Source organism: Aldersonia sp. NBC_00410, from assembly GCF_026342035.1.
Taxonomy (GTDB): domain Bacteria; phylum Actinomycetota; class Actinomycetes; order Mycobacteriales; family Mycobacteriaceae; genus Aldersonia.
In genome coordinates, this window is record NZ_JAPENM010000006.1 from 192048 (window position 1) to 212194 (window position 20147).

Here is a 20147-nt window from a genome sequence, read left to right on the forward strand (position 1 = left end):
CCGATGCCGAATCGAGGAGGACCGTCATGACGAGTCCGCACGAACATGTCGAAGTAAAGAAGCAGTCGGCGGGTCTGTTCGATATCCGCAACATCATCGGCTCGCTCATACTGATCTACGGCGTAGTGCTGGTGATCATGGGTCTGGTCAACGACTCCGAGGAGGATCTCGCGCCTGCCGACGGCTTCAACATCAACCTGTGGGCTGGTCTCGGGATGGTCCTGCTCGGCCTGTTCTTCATCATCTGGTGCTATCTGCGGCCAGTGGTCGTGCAGACCACCGAGGTGGTGGTGGATGACGACACCGGTGCGGAGCACGTTATCGAAACCGCGGTGGGCGACGAGGTTCCCGGGGAGCGGAAGGCAGATTGAGGCCGTCATGTTGAGCACGATGCAAGACGAGCCGCTGTCGCTGGCCACGCTGCTCCGCTACGGAACCACATTTCATTCCACCGCCGAGGTGGTCACCTGGACCGGTGCCGGGTCCCGCACGATCAACTTCGGCGAACTTGGGTCTCAGTCGGCCCGGCTGGCGAACGCACTGCGCCGGCTCGGGGTGGGTGAGAGCGACCGTGTCGGGACGTTCATGTGGAACAACGCCGAACACATGACCGCCTATGGTGCGGTGCCCGCGATGGGCGCGGTGCTGCACACGCTCAACATCCGGCTGTTCCCGGCGCAGTTGGTGTTCGTGGCCAACCATGCCGAGGACAAGGTGGTGATCGTCGACGGCACACTCGTCCCACTGTTCGCGAAGTATCTGCCCGAGCTGACGACGGTCCGCCACGTCCTCGTCGCCAACGGTGATCCCGCGTCGCTGGAGGCTCCCGCCGGAGTCGAAGTGCACTCCTACGAGGAGGTGCTCGCGGCCGAATCCGACGAGTACGACTGGCCGGTGATCGACGAACGTGCCGCGGCAGCAATGTGTTACACGTCGGGAACCACGGGCGACCCGAAGGGCGTCGCCTACTCGCATCGGTCGATGTGGCTGCACTCGATGCAGGTGTGCACCACCAACGGGATGAATCTGTCCGGCGCGGACCGCACGCTGGCGATCGTGCCGATGTTCCACGCGATGTCGTGGGGCCTGCCGCACGCCGCGCTCATGGTCGGCGCGTCTCTGGTGATGCCGGACCGCTTCCTGCAGCCGGAGCCGATCGCACAGATCCTCGCCGCCGAGAAACCGACCTTCGCGGCGGCGGTGCCCACGATCTGGCAGGGCCTGCTGCATCACCTGGACGAGCACCCGCAGGACATCTCGCATTTGCGCGAGGTGGTGGTCGGTGGGTCGGCTGCGCCGCCGTCGCTGATGCATGCCTTCGAAGAGCGATATGGGGTCAAGGTGCTGCACGCCTGGGGGATGACCGAGACCTCGCCACTCGGCAGTGTCGCGCGTCCGCCGGCGGGTCTGGAGTCGGAGCAGGCCTGGGCCTACCGCTACACCCAGGGCCGGTTCCCGGCGAGCGTGCAGGCCCGGATCGTCGACGAGGTCGAGGGCGTGCAGCCCAACGACGGGGAAGCGGTCGGCGAAGTCGAGGTGCGCGGTCCGTGGATCACCGCCTCGTACTACTCGCCCGACGGCGCGCAGATCGATCCGTCGAAGTTCGACGACGGTTGGCTGCGCACCGGTGACGTCGGAAAGATCACCCCGGACGGCTACCTGACCCTGGTCGACCGGTCCAAAGACATCATCAAGTCGGGCGGGGAGTGGATCTCTTCTGTCGATTTGGAGAACGCGGTGATGTCGCACAAAGGCGTCGCGGAGGCGGCGGTGATCGGCGTGCCGGACGACAAGTGGGACGAGCGTCCCCTGGTGGTAGCGGTCATCGAGGAGGGCAGTGTCACCCCCGAGCAGCTGCGCGAGTTCCTCGACGAGAAGGTCGCGCATTGGCAGTTGCCCGAACGGTGGGCGATCGTCAGCGAGGTGCCCAAGACCAGTGTCGGCAAGTTCGACAAGAAGCGGATCCGGGAGCTCTACGGCAACGGCGAGCTCGACATCGTCACCTTCGACTAGGCCGGTCTACTCCTCGATATCCATCTCGGTGTCTACTCCTCGATATCCATCTCTACGAGCTTGTTGCGCAGCAGCTTCCCGGTCGCGTTGCGTGGTAATTCTTCGAGGAACACGACTTCGCGCGGCACCTTGTAGCGGGCGAGGTTGGCCTTCACGTAGCTCTTGATCTCCTCCGGATCCTTCTTCGCATCCGGGCCGGGAACGACGAAGGCACGCAACCGCTTTCCGAAATCACGGTCCTCCACGCCGACGACGGCGGCGTCGAAAACGTCGGATCGGTCGGCGAGCAGATTCTCCACCTCGAGCGGGTAGACGTTCTCGCCGCCGGAGACGATCATGTCGTCGTCGCGGCCGTCGACGTACCAGAGGCCACTCTCGTCGAAGTGTCCGACGTCGCCGCTGGAGAGCAGGCCGTCGATGATCTCCTTGTGCCGGCCGTCGGTGTAGCCGGTGAAGCTCAGGCCGCTCGAGACGAAGATTCGGCCGATCTCACCGGCCGTGGTGATTTGCTTGCCCTCGTCGTCGTAGAGCCGGACGCGGCAGCCGACCGGCGGCTTGCCGACGGTGCCGGGCGAGCGCCGCTGGTCCTCCGGGGTCGCGACGGTGGCCACCGCGCATTCGGTGGAGCCGTACAGGTTGTACAGCACGGGCCCGAAGACCTCATCGGTGCGCTTGGACAGGTCGGGCGAGATCGACGAGCCGGCGGCGAAGATGACGCGCAGCGCGGAGGTCTCGTATTTGCGGTGCACCTCGGGGGCGAGGTCGACGATGCGCTGCAGCATCGTCGGTACGACGACGAGCACGGCGGCACGGTTTTCGGAAACGTTGCGCAGCGTTTCCTCCGGATCGAATCTGCGCTGCTGGAAGACGATTCGGTTGCCGAGCGCGACCGCAATGCCGAACTGGGACAGGCCGGTGCCGTGGAAGATCGGTGCCGCCATCACCACTGTCTTTTGCTTGGGGAACGGGACGCGGTCGATGAACTGAGCGGAGACAAAGACCGAAACCTTGTCGCGCGGAGCACCTTTCGGAGTTCCGGTGGTACCGCTGGTGAGGATGACCAGGCCGCCCGGCTTGTCGGGCTTGGCGACCTTGGCGGTCGACTGCCCCTCGATCAGGCCCTCGATGGTGAGCGTCGCTGGGTCGACATTGTCCTTGGCGTCAACCCAGGTCAGGATGCGCGGGATGTCGTGCGAAATGGCGTCGAGCAGGCCCATGAATTCGCTGTCGAGCAGGACCGCGCTGACCTGTTCCCGCTTTGCTACGTCGGCGAACTGCGGCTTGGCGAAGCCGGTGTTCATCAGCACCAGGCGCGCGCCCAGCTTGCCGGCGGCAGCCAGGCTCAGCACCAGCCCACGGTGGTCACGGGCCAGCGCCGCGATGACATCGCCCGGCTTGATGCCCTGGTCGTGCAGACCGCGCACCAGCGCGTTGGAAAGCTCGTCCAGCTCGCGATAGGTCAGCTCGCCCTTTTCGTCCTTGATCGCGGGCGAGTCGGTGTACTCGAGCGCGCTGCGCATGATGCCGCCGGCGAAGACGCCGTAGTCGTTCACCAACCGGATGCCGCGGATCGCGTGATCGAGGCGCATCGGGTTCAGGATGCCGCGCTCGCGCAGGACGCCGACGGTCTTGACCAAGTCGCCGACCTTGCGCAGGCTTTCTTGCGGAGCGGAAAGAATTTCAGTCACGTTCTAACCTCCAGCGCCGACCTGGGCACAGGCCGACCGCATCATCGAATCGTCCGGGCGTAGCGAAAGACTAACAGTGGTGTGCGCCACCCAATGAGGCCGCGAGGCTACATCGGAACATCCATCTCGACCAGTACCCGGCGCAGCAATTTGCCGGTGGCGTTGCGGGGCAGTTCGTCGAGGAACACGACGTCGCGCGGCACTTTGTAGCGGGCCAGATTCTCCTTGACGAAAGCGCGGATGTCGTCGGGGTCGGGCTTGCTGCCGAGCTCGGGAACGATGAAGGCGCGCAATCGTTTTCCGAAATCGGCATCGTCCACCCCGATCACCGCGGCGTCGAACACGTCGGGTCGCCGCACGAGTAGATTCTCGACCTCGAGCGGGAAGACGTTCTCGCCGCCGGACACGATCATGTCGTCGTCGCGACCGTCCACGAACAGCAATCCGTTGTCGTCGAAATGGCCGACGTCCCCACTGGACATGAAGCCCTCGATGACCTGCTTGTCCCGTCCGTCGGTGTAGCCCTCGAACGGCGCGCCGTTGTGCACGAAAATCCGCCCGGTCTTGTTGTTGCCGTACACCCGCCGATCGTCGTCGTCGAACAGCGCGACGGAGCACGTTACGGGCGGGCGCCCGGCGGTGCCGGGCGCGATGGCTTGGTCCGCCGGGGTGCCGACGGTGGCAATGGCCACCTCGGTAGAGCCGTACATGTTGTAGAGCACGTCGCCGAATACGTCGCGGGTACGCACCGCGAGTTCGGGGGACAGCGCAGAGCCCGCGATGACGATGGCCTGCAGGGAGGAAGTGTCGCAGCCGGCCCGGACCTCGGCGGGAAGTTCGACGATGCGGTGCAGCATGGTTGGCACCGCGACGAGCATGCTCGCCCTATGCTCGGCGACCAGGCGCAGCGTCGCTTCCGGATCGAAGCGTCGACGCACCACCACCTTGTTGCCCAGCCCGGCCGAGACCAGCCAGGTGATCATCCCGGTGCTGTGGAACAGCGGGGACACGATCACCACGGAATCTTTGCGCGGGAATGGGATTCGATCAACCAACTGCACCGTCGCCAGCGGCGAGGCCTTGCCGCGCGGGGCGCCCTTCGGCAACCCGGTCGTTCCGCTGGTGAGGATGACGAAGCCGCCGAGTTGTTTGGGCGCAGGCAGTGCCGTGCCGGGATGCTTCTGCCCGATCGACTCGATCGTGGGCGCTGCGCTCGACGGTCGGCCCTCGTCCTCGACCCAGGTCAGCACCTTCGGCACGGACGATCCGATGGCATTCGCCAGTGCGGCGAATTCCTCGTCGTGCAGCAGGACATCGACGTGCTCGCGCTCGACCACCTCGGCGAACTGCGTTTTGCCGAACCCGGTGTTCAGCAGGACCACGCGGGCGCCGAGCTTTCCGCCTGCCGCGATGCCGAGCACGAGGCCGCGGTGATCGCGGGCGAGCAGCCCGATCACCGATTTGTCGTGCACACCCAGTTCGGCCAGCCCGCGGGCGAGCGAATTGGACTGTTCATCGATCTCGCGAAAGCTCAGCTCGCCCCGCTCGTCGGCGAACGAGGGAGCGTCTCCGTATTGACGTGCGCCGGAGCGGACCAGCGCGGCCTGCGGGCCGTACTTGCCGGACTCGACGGCGAGTGAGACCACCCGGTCCAGTCGTTTCGGGTCGATCACACCGCGTCGTACCAGGACCCGCACGGCTTGCACCGCCTCGCCAACCGCACCGACCTGTCGTCGCACCGCCGCTAACACCATCGAATCCGCCTCCACCCCGTCGTCTGCACAATAACGCCGACGGCACCCGATTCGGGGTGATTACTTGAGCTCGGCCGAGGACAGCCCGAGGACGCGACGCGCGACGATGAGCTGCTGGATCTGCTGAGTGCCCTCGAAGATGTCGAGGATCTTCGAATCGCGGCTCCACTTCTCCAGCAGTGTCCGCTGCGAGTACCCGATCGAGCCGGCCAGTTCGACGGCTTTGAGCGTGACGTCGGTGCCGGTGCGGCCCGCCTTCGCCTTGGACATCGAGGCTTCCAGCGAGTTCGGCTTCTTGTTGTCGGCCATCCACGCCGCGCGCAGCGCGAGCAGGTAGGCAGCCTCCCAGTCGGCCTCGAGCCGGATGTACTCGGCCGCGGCGGCGTGCTGGCTGTTGGGCGGGGTGTCGTAGGAGATCTCGACACCGGCCTCGGTGAGGATGCGGCGCAACTCCTCCAACGCAGCCCGGCCGACGCCGATGGCCATGCCTGCGACCATCGGACGGGTGTTGTCGAAGGTCTGCATGACCCCGGCAAAACCCTTTTCCACGTTGACTTCCGGGGTGCCGAGGATGTTGTCCGCGGGGATGCGGCAATCCTGCAGCAGCAGCACGGCGGTATCGGAGGCTTTGATGCCCAGCTTGTGCTCGAGACGGGCGACGCTCAGGCCGGGGGCCTCGCGCGGCACGACGAACGACTTGATCGCGGCGCGGCCCTTCGACTTGTCGACGCTCGCCCACACCACGATGTGGGTGGAGCGCTCGCCGGCAGTGACGAAGATCTTCTCGCCGTTGAGAACCCACTCGTCACCGTCGAGTACGGCGGTGGTGGTCACGGCCGCCGAGTCGGAGCCGAAGCCCGGTTCGGTGATGGCCATCGATGCCCAGACCTTGCCGAAGCGCTCGAGCTGTTCGTCGGTGGCGACCGCGGCGATCGCCGCGTTACCGAGGCCCTGGTACGGAATCGACAACATGAGGCCGACGTCGCCCCACGACGTTTCGAGGGCGTTCAGCAGCGCGGACATGTTGCCGCCGTTGGCATTTGCGATGACGTCGGACGTGGGGGCCGCGCCGTTGCGACCCCCACTCGCGCCACCGATTTCCTGGGTGCCGGAGTCGGACAGGCCCTCCACCATGGCGGCCATGGTGTCCAGCTCGACCGGGTATTCGTGTTCGGCGAGGTCGTACTTGCGTGAGATCGGGCGGAAGATCTCCGCGGCGACCTGATGTGCCTGGTTGGCGCTCGCCTTGAGCTTCTTGGGCAGTTCGAGGTTGATCATGTCGGTGTCTCCTGGGGGCTACGGCTCGGGTGGGCGATCGGAGGTCGCTCGATCAAACGAGGACGACGCCCTCGGCGACACCGATGGCACGCAGGTCGCGGTACCACCGCTCCACCGGGTGCTCCTTGGTGAAGCCGTGGCCGCCGAGCAGTTGGACGCCGTCGAGACCGATCTGCATTCCCTTGTCCGTGGCGAGCTTCTTGGCCAGCGCGGCCTCGCGGGCGAAACTGAGGCCCTGTTCGGCGCGTGACGCGCCGCGCATCGTGACCAGACGCATGCCGTCGAGTTCGATCGCGATGTTGGCCACCATGAACGCGACCGCCTGCCGATGGCTGATGGGCTCGCCGAACGCCTCGCGCTCGTTGACGTAGGGGATCACGTAGTCGAGGACGGCCTGGCCGGTGCCGATGGCCAGCGATGCCCAGCCGAGGCGGGCCAGCCGGACCGCGTCGGCGTAGTCGGCCGCGTGCTGGGCGGCGTCGCCGTCGCCCAGGATTGCCGAGGCAGGCACCGCGACATCGGTCAGGATGAGCCGGCCGAGTCCTGCGGCGCGCAGGCCCATGCTCGGGTCGGCCTCGACGACGACGCCCTTGGAATCGGACTCGACCACGAAAAGGGCTGGGCGGCCGTCGAGTTCGGCGGCGACGATGAACAGCTCGGCGTCACCCGCTGCGGGTACGAGCGACTTGACGCCGTTGATCCGGTAGCCGCTCGGCGAGCGAACGGCCTTGGTCTGCAGGGCAAACGGGTCGAACAGGGCGCGCGGTTCCGCCACCACGACGGCGGCGGCGGGCACGTTGTCGCCGGTGAAGGACGGCAGGTAGGTCTGCTGCTGCTCGTCGGAGCCCCACTGCGTGAGTGCGACCGCCACGCCGCTCGGCGCGAGGATCGGCAGCGCGAGGCCCATATCGCCGTGGGCGAGCGCCTCGGCAACGAGCGCGTTGGTCACCGCACCACGTTCGGTGGCCACCCCGTCGAGCTCCTCGGGCACGTTGATCATCGTGATGCCCAGCTCGGCGGCACGCTCGAGCAGGTCGCGCGGTGTCTTGGCCGCTTCGTCCGCGGCGTGCGCGGCGGGACGCAGGATCTCGTCGGCGAAGTCTTTGACGGTCTCGACGATCATCTGCTGCTCGTCGTCGGGCGTCAGATCGAAGTAGTCCTTGCCCTTGGTGGAGCTGTCGGGCAGGCGCTTGGGCTTGCTGCCACCGGCGACGCGGTTGAACGCGCGGGTCGCGGCGCCGAGGGTGCGGAAGCCGGTCTTGGTGCCCTCGTAGGTCACGCGGTTGATCGGTTCGCGCAGGTTGTGGCGCGCTGCGAACTCCGAGCCGGTGATGCTCGTGACCAGGCGCATCGCCGTCCCCATCAGGTCCCGCTTGGGGTGGGTGAGGCCGACGGCGGAAGTGTTGCGTGGGCCGGACGAGCGGCGCTTCGTTGCGTTGTCCTGCTTGGTCATGATCACCAGCTTCTGGAAGTCTCGGGTGCGACGTTGCCTATCTTACTTCAGAGTAAGGTAGCCGTCGAGCGTGAGCCAGAGCACGCCGAGTGCACAGTTGTTCCGGCGCGCGGCCCCCGATTTTCCGGAAGAGCTATGCGCTCGGCGTAAGGCGACCGAGCACGTCGTCGTGCAGCAGCCCGTTGGTCGCCAGTGCGCTACCGCCGTGCGGTCCCGCGGATCCGTCGAGCGCGGTGAAGCGCCCGCCCGCCTCGCGCACCAGCACGTCGAGCGGGGCGAGGTCCCACAGCGACACCTCGGGTTCGGCGGCGATCTCCACCGCACCCTCGGCCAGCAGGCAGTAGGAGAAGAAGTCGCCGTAGCCGCGGACCCGCCACACCGCGTCGGTCAAGTCGATGAACGGCTCGCGGATTCCGCGGTCGTGCCACCCGGACAGGCTGGAGAAGCTCAGGCTCGCCGAGGCGAGGTCACCGATCGCGGATACCCGGATCGGCCGGGCCTGCTCGTTCCCGGACGACGCGAACGCCCCGGCTCCCTGAGCTGCCCACCACCGTCGTTCCAGCGCGGGGGCACTCACCACGCCGACCACGGGCACGCCGTCGACGAGCAGCGCGATCAGCGTCGCCCAGATCGGCACGCCGCGAACGAAATTCTTGGTGCCGTCGATCGGGTCGATCACCCACTGTCGTCCGGTCAGCTTCGCGCGACCACCGAACTCCTCACCGAGCACCGCGTCCTTGGAGCGTTCGATCGTCAGGATCTCGCGCAGGCTCTGCTCGACGGCGAGGTCGGCATCCGTCACGGGCGACAGGTCCGGCTTGGCATCCACGCGCAGGTCGAGCGCCCCGAACCGCTCTCGAGTGATCGCATCGGCCGCGTCGGCCAAGTGCAGAGCGAGTTCGAGGTCGGGCGATTCGATGGTCACGCAGACGACACTATCTGTCGTGTCGGCGCGTCCCCGCGTGTGCGCCGCCGGACTCAGGCCGCTCGGTCGATGTCGCGCGCCGCGGCGAGTGCGCCCGCCCACCACTGCAGTTGGTCGAGCATCATCGCCGCCGCCGACGCCGGTTCGTCGGGTTCGAGCAACTGTCCGTCGCCGTCGAAGAGCTGGTAGTAGCGCGGGAACGAGACGTAGTACCGAACGGTGTGGGCGTTGAGCTCGTTGAAGATCTGGCGCAGGTGCTCGATCGCGAGCAGTCCACCGCTGCCTCCGCTGTAGCCGACGAAGCCGATCGCCTTCGCGTCCCACTGCGTGTAATGCCAGTCGATGGCCGCCTTGAGCGAGGCGGGCACGCTGCGGTTGTAGTCGGGGGTGACGACGACGAACGCGTCGGCCCGGTCGAGCCGGTGGGTGAGCTCGGCCATTCCCGCGGGGCGCGCCATATTCGGTTCGAGCGCCGGGGGTGTGGCAGGTAACTCGAGCGGGATGGGGACGTCGGCGAGGTCGACGACGTCCACCTCGAATCCGCCGTGCCGCCGCGCCTGTTCGGCGAACCAGGACGCCACGACCGGTCCGAACCGTCCCGCCCGAACGCTGCCGACAATCACCGCGAGCTTCAACGGGGCCTCGTACATGGTTCCTCCTCGAATGCGTTGCGGCCGGTGTGTGCCGTCGGTTCCACTCTCGGATCGGCCGCGCAAGTCAACAAGACCGCGCCGAGGGTGGTAGTGAGAGGGCCACCCTGAGCAGGGCAAATCTTGTTAGATTCGGATTCATGAGCGGCAACGAGCTCGGGCTCTTTCTCCGCAGCCGTCGCGAATCGGTGACGCCCGTGCAGGTGGGTCTGCCCACCGGGGCGCGGCGGCGCACACCCGGGTTGCGCCGGTCGGAACTGGCCACGCTGGCCGGGGTGAGCGTCGAATACCTCACCCGCCTCGAGCAGGGCCGTGATCGTCGGCCGTCGGCGGCGGTGCTCGCGACGCTGGCCGATGCGTTGCGGCTCGGCACCGCGGAGCGCATGCACCTGCATCGGCTGACCAAAGAGGCCGACCCGGGATTCCGGTGCCGCGGGGACGTCGCACCGAGCAGCGACGTGCGGCCCACCGTCCGGGCGCTGCTCGATCGCCTCGAACCCACGCCGGCGGTCGTGCTCAATCGCCGCACCGACATCCTCGCGTGGACCGAGGGCTATCGGCGTCTGATGGCGCCCGCCGGGCTGGACCCGACGGACGCGGCCAACCTGACCCGGTTCGTGTTCACCGAACCACGGGCCCGCGCGTTCTATCCCGACTGGAGTCATGTCGCCGACGAGACCGTCGCGCGGTTGAAACAGGGACCGTTCCGCAACGACCCGCATATCGCCGCGTTTGCCGATGAACTCACCCTGACCGCAGGCGCAGAGTTCGCCGATCGCGCCGAGTCCGTCCCGAGTCTGGCGCCGACGAGCGGGATCACCCGGCTCGCGCACCCCGACGCCGGCCCGTTGCGGCTGTCCTACGAGGTGCTCGAGCTCGCCGCGGACGACGATGCGCAACTGCTGGTGCAGCTGCCGGCCGACGAGGCCAGCGCCGCCGCGCTCGACCGGCTGGCCGGCTTGCGCTCCGGCGCGCTGCGCGCGGTCTCCGGCTGACTCGCGCGGTTTTCGGCCGACTGCTCCGGCCGGTAGCCTTGACTCTCGTGCATCCAGACGTCTCCGCAGATCTCGCCGACCTCGCCACCACGCTCGAAACGGTCGAGTCGGTCCTCGATGTCGAGGAACTGCGCCGGCGGATCAACGAGCTCGAGCATCAGGCCGCCGACCCGGACCTGTGGAACGACCAGGAACACGCGCAGCAGGTGACCAGCCAACTCTCGCACGCCCAGGGTGAGCTGCGCCGCGTCGAGGAACTGCGCCAACGCCTCGACGATCTCCCGGTGCTCTACGAGCTCGCCGAAGAGGAATCCGGTGACGCGGCAACCACGGCCCAGGCCGAGGCGGACAGCGAAAGGGCATCGCTGCGCGAGGCGGTCGGCGCGATGGAAGTGCGGACCTATCTGTCCGGCGAGTACGACCCGCGCGATGCGGTGGTCAACATCCGGGCGGGTGCCGGCGGTGTCGACGCTGCCGACTGGGCCGAGATGCTGATGCGCATGTACGTCCGCTGGGCCGAGAAGCACAACTATGGCGTCGAGGTCTACGACACCTCGTACGCGGAAGAGGCCGGCATCAAGAGCGCGACGTTCACGGTGAAGGCTCCCTATGCCTACGGGAATCTTTCCGTCGAGCAGGGCACCCACCGGCTGGTGCGGATCAGCCCGTTCGACAACCAGGGCCGTCGGCAGACCTCCTTCGCCGAGGTCGAGGTGCTGCCGGTCGTGGAACAGACCGACCACATCGAGATCCCCGACGGTGATGTGCGGGTGGACGTCTACCGCTCGTCCGGCCCTGGTGGGCAGAGCGTCAACACGACCGACTCCGCGGTCCGGCTCACCCATATCCCGACCGGCATCGTGGTCACCTGCCAGAACGAGAAATCGCAGCTGCAGAACAAGGTCGCGGCCATGAAGGTCCTGCAGGCCAAGCTGCTCGAGCGCAAGCGGCAGGAAGAGAAGGCCGCGATGGAGGAACTCGGCGCCGGCGGCAACGCGTCGTGGGGCAACCAGATGCGCAGCTACGTGCTGCACCCGTACCAGATGGTGAAGGACCTCCGCACCGAGTACGAAGTGAACAACCCGACCGCGGTGCTCGATGGCGACATCGATCGGTTCATCGACGAAGGCATCCGTTGGCGGATGCGTGAGCAAGCGCAGGTTTGATGACCTCCGTTGCGCTCTTCGAGACCACCGATATCAGCACCTGGCTCCGATCGACGTTCCTCGAGATCGTCCTGGTCGTGCTGGGCGGCATCATCCTGGGAAGGGCCGCGGAGTACACCGGGCGGACGATCACCGCTCGAATCGACCGCGATTTCCAGGACAGCGACGCCCTGGTGCGAAGCGAGGCGGCCAAGCATCGGCATGCGCTGACCCAGGTCCTCACCTGGGTGTTCAAGATCGTCATCTACTTCTTGGTCGCTCTTCAGGTGCTCGAGCTGACGGGTTTCAATCTGGCCGGGCTCACCGTCCCGGCGTCGGTCCTCGGTGCGGGACTCGGCTTCGGCGCACAACGCATCGTGCAGGACATCCTGGCCGGATTCTTCATCATCACCGAACGCCAGTACGGCTACGGCGACACGGTGCACATCGTGGTGACGAGCGCGGTCGAGGCCGAGGGCACCGTGGAGGACGTCACGCTGCGGATCACCAAGGTGCGGTCCCCGGATGGTGAGGTCATCACGATCCCGAACGGCCAGATCATCAAGGTGGATAACCTGTCGAAGGACTGGGCCCGGGCAGCGGTCGACGTGCCGGTTCCGACCGGCGCCGATATCGGCCGCGTCAACGAGATCCTGCACGAGGTCGGCGCGCGGGCTTATCAGGACCGCAAGATCAGCGCGCTGCTGCTCGACGAACCCACGGTGATGGGTGTCGAGAGCCTCGAGGTGGACCGGGTCAACATCCGCATGGTGGCGCGCACGCTGCCGGGCAAGCAGTTCCAGGTCGGCCGGCTGCTGCGCGAGCGGATCGTGGCCGCGCTCGGCAAGGAGGGGATCGGGCTCGCCGCGCCGGTCGCCACCGAAAGTTTGAAGGCTCCCGCCGAGGTTGCCGGAGACGAAGAATGAATCAGGTGCTCGAATCGCTGCGCGGGCTGCAGGTGCGGCGTTCCACGATCTGGCTCTGCGTCGCCTGGGTGGCGATCTTCGTCCTGTACCTGGGGGTCCGTCCGGAACCGGTCACCCCGCAGCAGCAGTCGACCGTGCCGGTGGTGCCGGCGACCCGTACACCCGTGCCGATCGAGACATACGCCCCGACGACCGAGCCGACCACCACGACCACGATCCCGCCGACGAGCACGACGCCGTCGGGCGCATTGAACCGGACCTCGCCGTCGGCTACGACGACCACGCAGGTGATTCCACTGATCCCGAACGAGCTGATCCCACCCGGCTTGCTGCCGGCGCAACCCACACCGACCCCGACCGAGACGCCGCGCTGAACGCAACGCGGGCCATTGCGCAGGTCCCGGGCGTGGTTCGCGTCCGCCGCTACACTGGCTCCCCGTGATCAGCGTCGAGAATGTCTCCAAGTCCTACAAGACCTCGACGAGACCCGCACTCGACAAGGTGAGCGTCGAGGTCGACAAGGGGGAATTCGTCTTCGTCATCGGGCCGTCCGGCTCCGGTAAGTCGACGTTCATGCGGCTGCTGCTCAAGGAGGAGGCACCGACCTCGGGGGAGATCCACGTGGCCGGTTTCCATGTCAACAAGCTGTCCGGACGCAAGGTGCCCAAACTGCGGCAGCGCATGGGATTCGTGTTCCAGGACTTCCGTTTGTTGCAGAAGAAGTCCGTCGAGCAGAACGTCGCCTTTGCCTTGGAAGTGATCGGTAAGCCGCGGTCGGTCATCGAACGCACGGTGCCCGAGGTGCTCGACCTCGTCGGCCTGGCCGGCAAGGCCGACCGCCTGCCGACCGAGCTTTCCGGCGGTGAGCAGCAGCGCGTCGCGATCGCCCGCGCGTTCGTCAACCGCCCGCTCGTGCTGCTCGCCGACGAACCGACCGGCAACCTCGACCCGGATACCAGCGGCGACATCATGCTGCTGCTCGAACGCATCAACCGCACCGGCACGACCGTGCTGATGGCTACGCACGACAACACGATCGTCGACGCGATGCGCAGGCGGGTGGTCGAACTCGATTCCGGACGAATCGTGCGTGACGAGTCGCGCGGCGTCTACGGGGTGGGTCGCTGATGCGCGCGAGCTTCATCTTCGGCGAGGTCTTCGCCGGGCTGCGTCGCAACATCACCATGACCATCGCGATGGTGCTCACCACGGCCATCTCGCTCGGCCTCTTCGGCGGCGGACTGCTTGTGGTGCAGATGGCCGACAAGACCCAATCGATCTTTCTCGACCGCGTCGAGGTGCAGATCTACCTCACCAACGACGTCTCCGACTCCGACCCGGATTGCAGCGGAGACCTGTGCCGCAACATCCGGGCCGATCTGGAGTCCACGCCTGGCGTCGTCGGGGTGGAGTACCTGAGCAAGAAGGACGCCCTGGTCGACGCGCGCGAGCGGACGTTCAAGAACCAGCCGGAGTACGCCGACCTGATCAGCGACAACGCGCTGCCCGCGTCGATGAAGGTGAAGATGAGCGACCCCGAGCGGTACGGCGTCATCTTCGATGCCTTCGAGCAACGCCCGGGCGTGGCGAGCATCCTCAACCAGAAGGACCTGGTCGACCGGCTGGTGAACGTGTTCAACGGCCTGCGCAACGCGGCCTTCGCGCTGGCCATCGTGCAGGCGTTCGCGGCACTGCTGCTGATCGCCAACATGGTGCAGATCGCCGCCTTCACCCGCCGTACCGAGGTCAGCATCATGCGTCTGGTCGGCGCGACCCGCTGGTACACGCAGTTGCCGTTCCTGCTCGAGGCGGTCGTCGCCGCGTTGCTCGGCGCGGTGCTCGCCGTAGTGGGACTCTTCGCGGCGCGCCCGCTGGTGATCGACGGGGTGCTCGGCGACCTGTACGACGTCAACGTGTTCGCCAAGATCACTGCGAGCGACATCCTGACCGTGGCGCCGCTGGTCGTCCTCGTCGGCGTGGGCTTCGCCGCCATCACCGCCTACGTCACGCTCCGGGTGTACGTGCGGGAATAATCCGCTTGCCCGGCGCGCTACCGTTTCGTTGGACCTGGCAACACGTTCGCCGCCGCCCCATCGTTCGACTGAACGGAACCGTTCAGTCGAATAGATCGACTGAACGGTTCCGTTCAGTCGATGGCGGCCCGACGGATTTGTTCGCGAACCGGTCCCTGAGTTGATCGATGAGCACGGAAGGAGGCGCGTCCGCGTGCAGGAAAAAGGCCGCAAGGTTATCGCGACCAACCGCAAGGCGCGCCACAACTACGCGATCCTCGAGACCTTCGAGGCGGGTATCGCGCTCGTCGGCACCGAGGTGAAGAGCCTGCGCGAGGGTAAGGCATCCCTGGTGGACGCCTTCGCCACCGTGGACTACGGCGAGGTCTGGCTGCGCGGTCTGCACATTCCCGAGTACGGCCATGGCACTTGGACCAACCACGCGCCGCGGCGCACCCGCAAGCTGTTACTGCACCGGCGGGAGATCGAGCACCTCGTCGGCAAGTCCCGCGAGGGCAATCAGACGCTTGTGCCGCTGTCGATGTACTTCAGCGACGGCAAAGTGAAGATCGAGCTCGCGCTGGCCAAGGGCAAGCAGGACTACGACAAGCGCCAGGATCTGGCACGCCGCACTGCCGAACGTGAGGTCACCCGCGAACTCGGCCGCCGAGTGAAGGGAATGCGCTGACCTCCGTTCTGCTCGCTCTCGTTGCCGCGGTCGGATACGGGGTGAGTGATTTCGTGGGAGGCGTGGCGTCGCGCCGGGTGGCGGCGCTGCGCGTCGTCATCGTGTCCTATCCCGTTTCGGTGGCAATCGTGCTCGCGCTCGCGCCGCTGTTCGGCGGTACCTTCGATCCGGCCTCGTTGGCCTGGGGTTTTGCGAGCGGTATTGCCAGCGCGGTGGCGGTGTGGTGGTTCTACCTGGCGCTGGCCGAGGGGCCGATGTCGGTGGTGTCGCCGCTGACCGCGATCCTGGTCGCCGGGATTCCGGTGCTGATCGGCCTGATGATGGGCGAGCGACCGGGCCTGCTGGCGTTGGTCGGTATCGCGCTTGCGCTGGTCGCGGTCGTGCTGGTGAGCCGAGAATCACCGGACAATCCGCTGTCCGAGTCGACCGACGGGCAGCAGTTGCGATTCACCCGCCGGGTGGCGCTGCTGACGGTGGGTTCCGGTATTGCCTTCGCGTTCATGTTCGTGTTCCTGCACCAGGTCGGTGAGGGCACGGGGCTGTGGCCACTGGCCGCCTCGCGCCTCTCGGCGACCGCGGTGATCTGGGCCGTCGCGTTCGCCACCGCACAGTTCGTCGCGCCGCGCGGCCGCACGCTGCGGCTCGCGGTCTATATCGCTGTGCTCGACGTCATCGGCAATGCGGCGATGATGTTCGCCCTGCAGGGCTCGATGTTGTCGATGGTCAGCGTGCTCGGTTCGCTGTACCCGGCGGCGACGGTGCTGCTGGCCATGGTGGTGCTCGACGAACGCGTCGCGTCGCTGCAGAAGGTGGGGATGGCGGTCGCGCTCGGCGCGGTCGGCCTCATCGCGGTGAGTTGAGCAGCGTGGCGAAATCGGGATGATTTCGGTCGGTACGCGGAGTTATAGTGTGTAGCCCGGCAAGGTGCCGGGACGTACGGGGCTGAACGGTTTCGACTGCGTACGTTGATTCAGGGGAAGCGTGTCGGTGCAGGCAAGAGACCACCGTAAGCGTCGTTGCAACCAATTAAGCGCCGATTCCAATCAGCGCGACTACGCTCTCGCTGCCTAAGTAGCGAAGCGTGTCTGTCAGTCCGATCCCGCCCTCGGGTCGGGTACTGGCATCAGCTAGAGGGCTTTACCTACCGGCTCGGTCACGGAGTCGGATGGGACATCGAACAGTGACTGGGATCGTCATCCAAGCTTGTTCGCGGGACTTGGAGATCCAAGCAGAGACATAGCGAACTGCACACGGAGAAGCCCTGGAGATGCGGCGGAGGACCCGGGTTCGATTCCCGGCAGCTCCACCCTAAAGAAGCAGGTCAGAGACACACTCTCTGGCCTGTTTTCTTTTCCCATCAACATCTCATCAACATTCGTCTATTACGCTGCCGTCATGGCCTCGCTTCGGAGCGGCACGCGCAAGGACGGCAGCACCTACGTACAGGTGCTGTACCGGCTCGACGGGAAGCAGACTTCGACCTCGTTCGAGGACATGGCGTCGGCGGTGAAGTTCCAGAGTCTGGCCCGCAAGTTCGGACCGGCCAAGGCGCTGGAGGCCATCCGGACGGCTCCAGAGTTGTCTGCTACGACGGTTGAGGAGTGGCTAGATCACCACATCGCGCACCTGACCGGAGTGCGGAAGTCGACCCTCTACGACTACCGGTGTTATGCGAAGAACGACATCGTTCCCGTCCTCGGCGACCTCCCGCTGACTGCGCTTTCGCGCGACGACATCGCCCGATGGACGCAGGTCTTGGCCGACAAGGGTGCGTCGGCCAAGACCATCGCGAACAAACACGGGTTCTTGTCCTCGGCGCTCAACGCTGCTGTTCGCGCGGGGCGCTTATCGGCCAACCCGGCAGCCGGTCAGCGTTTGCCGACGAGCGAGCGGCCCGACATGGTCTGTCTGACCCACGACGAGTTCGCCAAGTTACTCGCCGCGGTCACCGAGCCGTGGCGACCGCTCGTCGAGTTTCTCGTCGCCTCCGGCTGCCGCTGGGGTGAGGCCACGGCGCTGCGTCCGTCCGACGTAGACCGCGAGGCGGGCATCGTCCGGATCGCGCGGGCATGGAAGCGGACCTACGACCGGGGCGGCTACGAACTCGGACCGCCAAAGTCCAAGAAATCCATCCGCACCATCAACATGCCCAAGTCCGTCCTGGACAAGCTCGACTACTCGGGCGACTGGCTGTTTGTGAACCGGGCCGGCCGACCAATCCGACACAACGGGTTCCACGACCGGGTATGGCAACCCGCTATTGAGCGGGTGTGGCCCTCAGTCGATGCTGAAGGCAAGCCCATTGACAAGACCAAACTCGTCCGGCGCCCACGCGTCCACGATCTCAGGCACTCCTGCGCTTCGTGGCTGATCCAGGCCGGGGTGCCGTTGCCGGTGATCCAGGCGCACCTTGGTCACGAAAGTATTCAGACCACCGTGTCGGTCTATGGCCACCTCGACCGGCGGTCGATGCAGGCTGTCGCCGAGGCGATGGACCAGGTCCTGGCAGGCGATCGCTCTTAGTCCTGAAAAAGGCTATAACTTCTCTGTAGGGTTAAATACCAACTGGCACAACAGAATTCCGCAGCCCATGGTTGACAGGCGCGCCGCCCCGCCATACCTTGGTAAGCGGAAACCCGGAACGGATTGCGTCAGACATCGCCGGGGGACCAGATCACTCGGGCTGACAAGTGCAGCGGGGCGCCGGGTGGCGTGATTCCAGCGACCGGCACAGCAAATTACACCGCCATGTCTCTGTTTCTTTCACGCCGCCCGTGGAGGTTCCGCAATGCCCAGCAAGGCAGCCTTCTACAAAGCCCGTTCAGCCGTCGGCAACCTCACCCAGAGCCGATCGGCTGACGACCCCGTCCTGATCGAGGCGCAGCGTCGGATGGCGGAGGAGTCCTTCCTGATCGCCGTCAGTAAGGCGATCGACAAAGCCCCTCCTGTCACGCCGGAGTTGCGCCGTCGTGTAGTCGACCTCCTCGCGGTTATTACCGGGGCTATCGCCTGATGCCCGTCGCCGCTACGTACTCGATCGCCGAGGTCGCCGCCGTATTCGACTGCACCACACGTTGGCTCACCGAGCAGGTCCGCGCTGGCAGGTTCCCGGCCAAGAAAATCGGCAGACACTGGCGGTTGACAGAGCAAGATATCGCCGATGCGCTAGACGCTTGCGCGAACGACTTCCACTGTGCCCCATCTGATGTTGCCATGGTGACCGGTCTGACCCCGCGCAGCCGTAGGAAGGTGGCGGGACTGTGGCAGCCCCGGTGACATAGCGGCGCAGCCGCTTCAATCAGCATTGTCGCCGCCTTATCGGGGGCGCCAGAATCCGAATCTCCTCAGCACCAACCGAAAGGATCACCTTGATGGAATTTGGTGACGATGGGCCTCCCGACCTAGTCGGCCTTCGCGCGCAGCGCGAGGACCGCTTTGGTCGGGTCATCCCCACGCCGATCAAACCCGACATCGGCGACATGATCGAACAGATCAACACGGTCCGCCAGGAGGTCGAGGGCCGGCTCGGTTGGCTGGAAGGCGAATTCGGCCGCCTGACCACCGGCGATCTGTCTCTCCGAGGCTCCGCCGACCGATTCCATGGGGACTGGTGACCATGGCCGACAACATAATTCCGATATTCGACGGTCAGGAGCGTCGACGCCGGCGGGCCATCGCTGAATTCCACGAACGCCGCGAAGCAATCGGGCGGCACAATGCGCGCTTATACAACAGGCGGATCCCGCCGCCGCTGAATCCCTGCCATGCGGGCTGGGTCGCGCTGCTCATAGACGGCTACCGAGGGCTACTGCACAACACCCAGCGCGTGAACCAGACCCTCGCGGAGTTATCCGCGACGGGCAAGCTTCACACCTCGGCTATGCTTGCGCACCTCGGCGAGTTGTCCAGTGCCATCGATGCTGCGCTCGCAGCGGCCGAGGACTGGCGTCCGGGCGACGATTCCAAAGCCCTCACGCCCGAGCTGCATCGGATTGCGGACCACGCCAAGCACGTTTACGCCGTGGGGGCGCGCGACATCTCCGATCTGCAGTACATGCTCGAGCGGCTTGCTTACACGGGCTGCATCGACATCGAGGCGCACAACGAGCTGCAGCACACCGTCTGCTACGACCTCGGCGAGGCGATATACACAGCCACCACCTCTAACTTGCACGACGACGAGCTGTGGGATGGGGGATGGGACGGGGACGACGACACCTACTCGGACGGACGGCAGGTGATGTCTAAGGTGTTTGTCCCCGACTGGGGCGAACTGTTCGAGCCTGTCCTTCGTCGCGACGAGATCAAGGTCTACGGCGATGGAGTGATCAGCGCCTTCCCGGAAGGCATGGTGTGTCAGATCGCTCCACCGAATCCGCAAGAGGACGAGTGCTGGCATCCGCAAGTCGAGATCAGCCTCGCCACGCTACTGCAACGCCCGTGGACGAACGTCGTGCGGGATGGCAAGTAGGCGTGCTGACGGCGGGTCCATCAGGGACTGAGCCGGCACGGCTGTGCAAGCATGTCGTTAACTTCCTGCTCGAAAGCAGTTTCGCGGCAGCCTGCTGAGCGAGGAACGCCGCATGAGGATTCGCGCGGTGCCGATTCCGTAGCGCTCGG

The 20147-nt window shown here is 66.1% G+C and carries 21 protein-coding genes and 1 other RNA gene; 16 read left to right on the forward strand and 6 right to left on the reverse strand.

What is annotated here, in order from left to right:
• Positions 1-26: 26 nt before the first annotated feature.
• Positions 27-371: a cell wall anchor protein gene (locus OG921_RS15750; RefSeq protein WP_266113409.1), complete on the forward strand. Its 345-nt coding sequence runs from the start codon at positions 27-29 to the stop codon at positions 369-371.
• Positions 372-378: 7 nt separating this feature from the next.
• Complete coding sequence (locus OG921_RS15755; RefSeq protein ID WP_266113410.1) at positions 379-2013, forward strand: long-chain fatty acid--CoA ligase; 1635 nt, start codon at positions 379-381, stop codon at positions 2011-2013.
• 32 nt (positions 2014-2045) lie between these two features.
• On the opposite strand, the gene OG921_RS15760 is transcribed toward OG921_RS15755, so the two are convergent.
• The 6 genes from OG921_RS15760 to OG921_RS15785 form a co-directional block, all read right to left on the reverse strand.
• Positions 2046-3692: an acyl-CoA synthetase gene (locus tag OG921_RS15760; protein WP_266113609.1), complete on the reverse strand. Its 1647-nt coding sequence runs from the start codon at positions 3690-3692 to the stop codon at positions 2046-2048.
• Between the two features lie 116 nt (positions 3693-3808).
• Positions 3809-5455 carry an acyl-CoA synthetase gene (locus OG921_RS15765; protein ID WP_266113411.1) on the reverse strand — a complete coding sequence of 549 codons (1647 nt, stop codon included), beginning with the start codon at positions 5453-5455 and terminating at the stop codon, positions 3809-3811.
• A 60-nt stretch (positions 5456-5515) separates the two neighbouring features.
• Positions 5516-6733, reverse strand: coding sequence for an acyl-CoA dehydrogenase family protein (locus OG921_RS15770; protein ID WP_266113412.1), 1218 nt, complete (start codon positions 6731-6733; stop codon positions 5516-5518).
• 52 nt (positions 6734-6785) lie between these two features.
• Positions 6786-8192 carry an acyl-CoA dehydrogenase family protein gene (locus tag OG921_RS15775; RefSeq protein ID WP_266113413.1) on the reverse strand — a complete coding sequence of 469 codons (1407 nt, stop codon included), beginning with the start codon at positions 8190-8192 and terminating at the stop codon, positions 6786-6788.
• A 127-nt stretch (positions 8193-8319) separates the two neighbouring features.
• Positions 8320-9111: a histidinol-phosphatase gene (hisN, locus tag OG921_RS15780; RefSeq protein ID WP_266113414.1), complete on the reverse strand. Its 792-nt coding sequence runs from the start codon at positions 9109-9111 to the stop codon at positions 8320-8322.
• A gap of 53 nt (positions 9112-9164) precedes the next feature.
• Positions 9165-9761, reverse strand: coding sequence for an NADPH-dependent FMN reductase (locus OG921_RS15785; protein ID WP_266113415.1), 597 nt, complete (start codon positions 9759-9761; stop codon positions 9165-9167).
• Positions 9762-9901: 140 nt separating this feature from the next.
• On the opposite strand from OG921_RS15785, the gene OG921_RS15790 reads away from it, so the two are divergent.
• The 14 genes from OG921_RS15790 to OG921_RS15850 all read left to right on the forward strand — a co-directional run bounded on the left by OG921_RS15790 (position 9902) and on the right by OG921_RS15850 (position 19998).
• Positions 9902-10756 (forward strand): helix-turn-helix domain-containing protein, encoded by an 855-nt coding sequence (locus tag OG921_RS15790; RefSeq protein WP_266113416.1) that lies wholly within the window; start codon positions 9902-9904, stop codon positions 10754-10756.
• A 47-nt stretch (positions 10757-10803) separates the two neighbouring features.
• Entirely contained in the window at positions 10804-11922 is a 1119-nt protein-coding gene (gene prfB / locus OG921_RS15795) for a peptide chain release factor 2 (protein WP_266113417.1), read from the forward strand.
• Complete coding sequence (locus OG921_RS15800) at positions 11922-12827, forward strand: mechanosensitive ion channel family protein (protein WP_266113418.1); 906 nt, start codon at positions 11922-11924, stop codon at positions 12825-12827. The genes prfB and OG921_RS15800 overlap by 1 nt, the downstream gene beginning before the upstream one ends.
• Positions 12824-13201 (forward strand): hypothetical protein, encoded by a 378-nt coding sequence (locus OG921_RS15805; protein ID WP_266113419.1) that lies wholly within the window; start codon positions 12824-12826, stop codon positions 13199-13201. Before OG921_RS15800 ends, OG921_RS15805 begins: the two co-directional genes overlap by 4 nt.
• A gap of 64 nt (positions 13202-13265) precedes the next feature.
• Entirely contained in the window at positions 13266-13955 is a 690-nt protein-coding gene (gene ftsE, locus OG921_RS15810; RefSeq protein WP_266113420.1) for a cell division ATP-binding protein FtsE, read from the forward strand.
• On the forward strand, positions 13955-14860 hold the full coding sequence (gene ftsX, locus OG921_RS15815) for a permease-like cell division protein FtsX (protein ID WP_266113421.1): 906 nt from the start codon (positions 13955-13957) through the stop codon (positions 14858-14860). Before ftsE ends, ftsX begins: the two co-directional genes overlap by 1 nt.
• A gap of 193 nt (positions 14861-15053) precedes the next feature.
• Entirely contained in the window at positions 15054-15527 is a 474-nt protein-coding gene (smpB, locus tag OG921_RS15820) for an SsrA-binding protein SmpB (RefSeq protein ID WP_266113422.1), read from the forward strand.
• 8 nt (positions 15528-15535) lie between these two features.
• Positions 15536-16387, forward strand: coding sequence for a DMT family transporter (locus OG921_RS15825; protein WP_266113610.1), 852 nt, complete (start codon positions 15536-15538; stop codon positions 16385-16387).
• A 78-nt stretch (positions 16388-16465) separates the two neighbouring features.
• Positions 16466-16836: a transfer-messenger RNA gene (gene ssrA, locus OG921_RS15830) on the forward strand.
• Positions 16837-16922: 86 nt separating this feature from the next.
• Positions 16923-18050 (forward strand): site-specific integrase, encoded by a 1128-nt coding sequence (locus tag OG921_RS15835; protein ID WP_266113423.1) that lies wholly within the window; start codon positions 16923-16925, stop codon positions 18048-18050.
• A 265-nt stretch (positions 18051-18315) separates the two neighbouring features.
• On the forward strand, positions 18316-18540 hold the full coding sequence (locus OG921_RS15840; RefSeq protein ID WP_266113424.1) for a hypothetical protein: 225 nt from the start codon (positions 18316-18318) through the stop codon (positions 18538-18540).
• The gene (locus OG921_RS26730; RefSeq protein WP_353962099.1) at positions 18540-18803 is read left to right on the forward strand and encodes a helix-turn-helix domain-containing protein; all 264 of its coding nucleotides are present in this window, start codon (positions 18540-18542) and stop codon (positions 18801-18803) included. Before OG921_RS15840 ends, OG921_RS26730 begins: the two co-directional genes overlap by 1 nt.
• Before the next feature lie 95 nt (positions 18804-18898).
• Complete coding sequence (locus OG921_RS15845) at positions 18899-19141, forward strand: hypothetical protein (RefSeq protein ID WP_266113425.1); 243 nt, start codon at positions 18899-18901, stop codon at positions 19139-19141.
• Positions 19138-19998 carry a hypothetical protein gene (locus OG921_RS15850; protein ID WP_266113426.1) on the forward strand — a complete coding sequence of 287 codons (861 nt, stop codon included), beginning with the start codon at positions 19138-19140 and terminating at the stop codon, positions 19996-19998. The genes OG921_RS15845 and OG921_RS15850 overlap by 4 nt, the downstream gene beginning before the upstream one ends.
• The last annotated feature ends 149 nt before the right edge of the window (positions 19999-20147 follow it).

Bases quoted from the DNA above. Each gene is read 5' to 3' on its own strand.
- OG921_RS15750 (WP_266113409.1), top strand. From the start codon at position 27: ATGACGAGTCCGCACGAACATGTCGAAGTAAAGAAGCAGTCGGCGGGT.
- OG921_RS15755 (WP_266113410.1), top strand. From the start codon at position 379: ATGTTGAGCACGATGCAAGACGAGCCGCTGTCGCTGGCCACGCTGCTC.
- OG921_RS15765 (WP_266113411.1), bottom strand. From the start codon at position 5,455: ATGGTGTTAGCGGCGGTGCGACGACAGGTCGGTGCGGTTGGCGAGGCG.
- OG921_RS15770 (WP_266113412.1), bottom strand. From the start codon at position 6,733: ATGATCAACCTCGAACTGCCCAAGAAGCTCAAGGCGAGCGCCAACCAG.
- OG921_RS15785 (WP_266113415.1), bottom strand. From the start codon at position 9,761: ATGTACGAGGCCCCGTTGAAGCTCGCGGTGATTGTCGGCAGCGTTCGG.
- OG921_RS15790 (WP_266113416.1), top strand. From the start codon at position 9,902: ATGAGCGGCAACGAGCTCGGGCTCTTTCTCCGCAGCCGTCGCGAATCG.
- OG921_RS15800 (WP_266113418.1), top strand. From the start codon at position 11,922: ATGACCTCCGTTGCGCTCTTCGAGACCACCGATATCAGCACCTGGCTC.
- OG921_RS15805 (WP_266113419.1), top strand. From the start codon at position 12,824: ATGAATCAGGTGCTCGAATCGCTGCGCGGGCTGCAGGTGCGGCGTTCC.
- ftsX (WP_266113421.1), top strand. From the start codon at position 13,955: ATGCGCGCGAGCTTCATCTTCGGCGAGGTCTTCGCCGGGCTGCGTCGC.
- OG921_RS15835 (WP_266113423.1), top strand. From the start codon at position 16,923: ATGGCCTCGCTTCGGAGCGGCACGCGCAAGGACGGCAGCACCTACGTA.
- OG921_RS15840 (WP_266113424.1), top strand. From the start codon at position 18,316: ATGCCCAGCAAGGCAGCCTTCTACAAAGCCCGTTCAGCCGTCGGCAAC.
- OG921_RS26730 (WP_353962099.1), top strand. From the start codon at position 18,540: ATGCCCGTCGCCGCTACGTACTCGATCGCCGAGGTCGCCGCCGTATTC.
- OG921_RS15845 (WP_266113425.1), top strand. From the start codon at position 18,899: ATGGAATTTGGTGACGATGGGCCTCCCGACCTAGTCGGCCTTCGCGCG.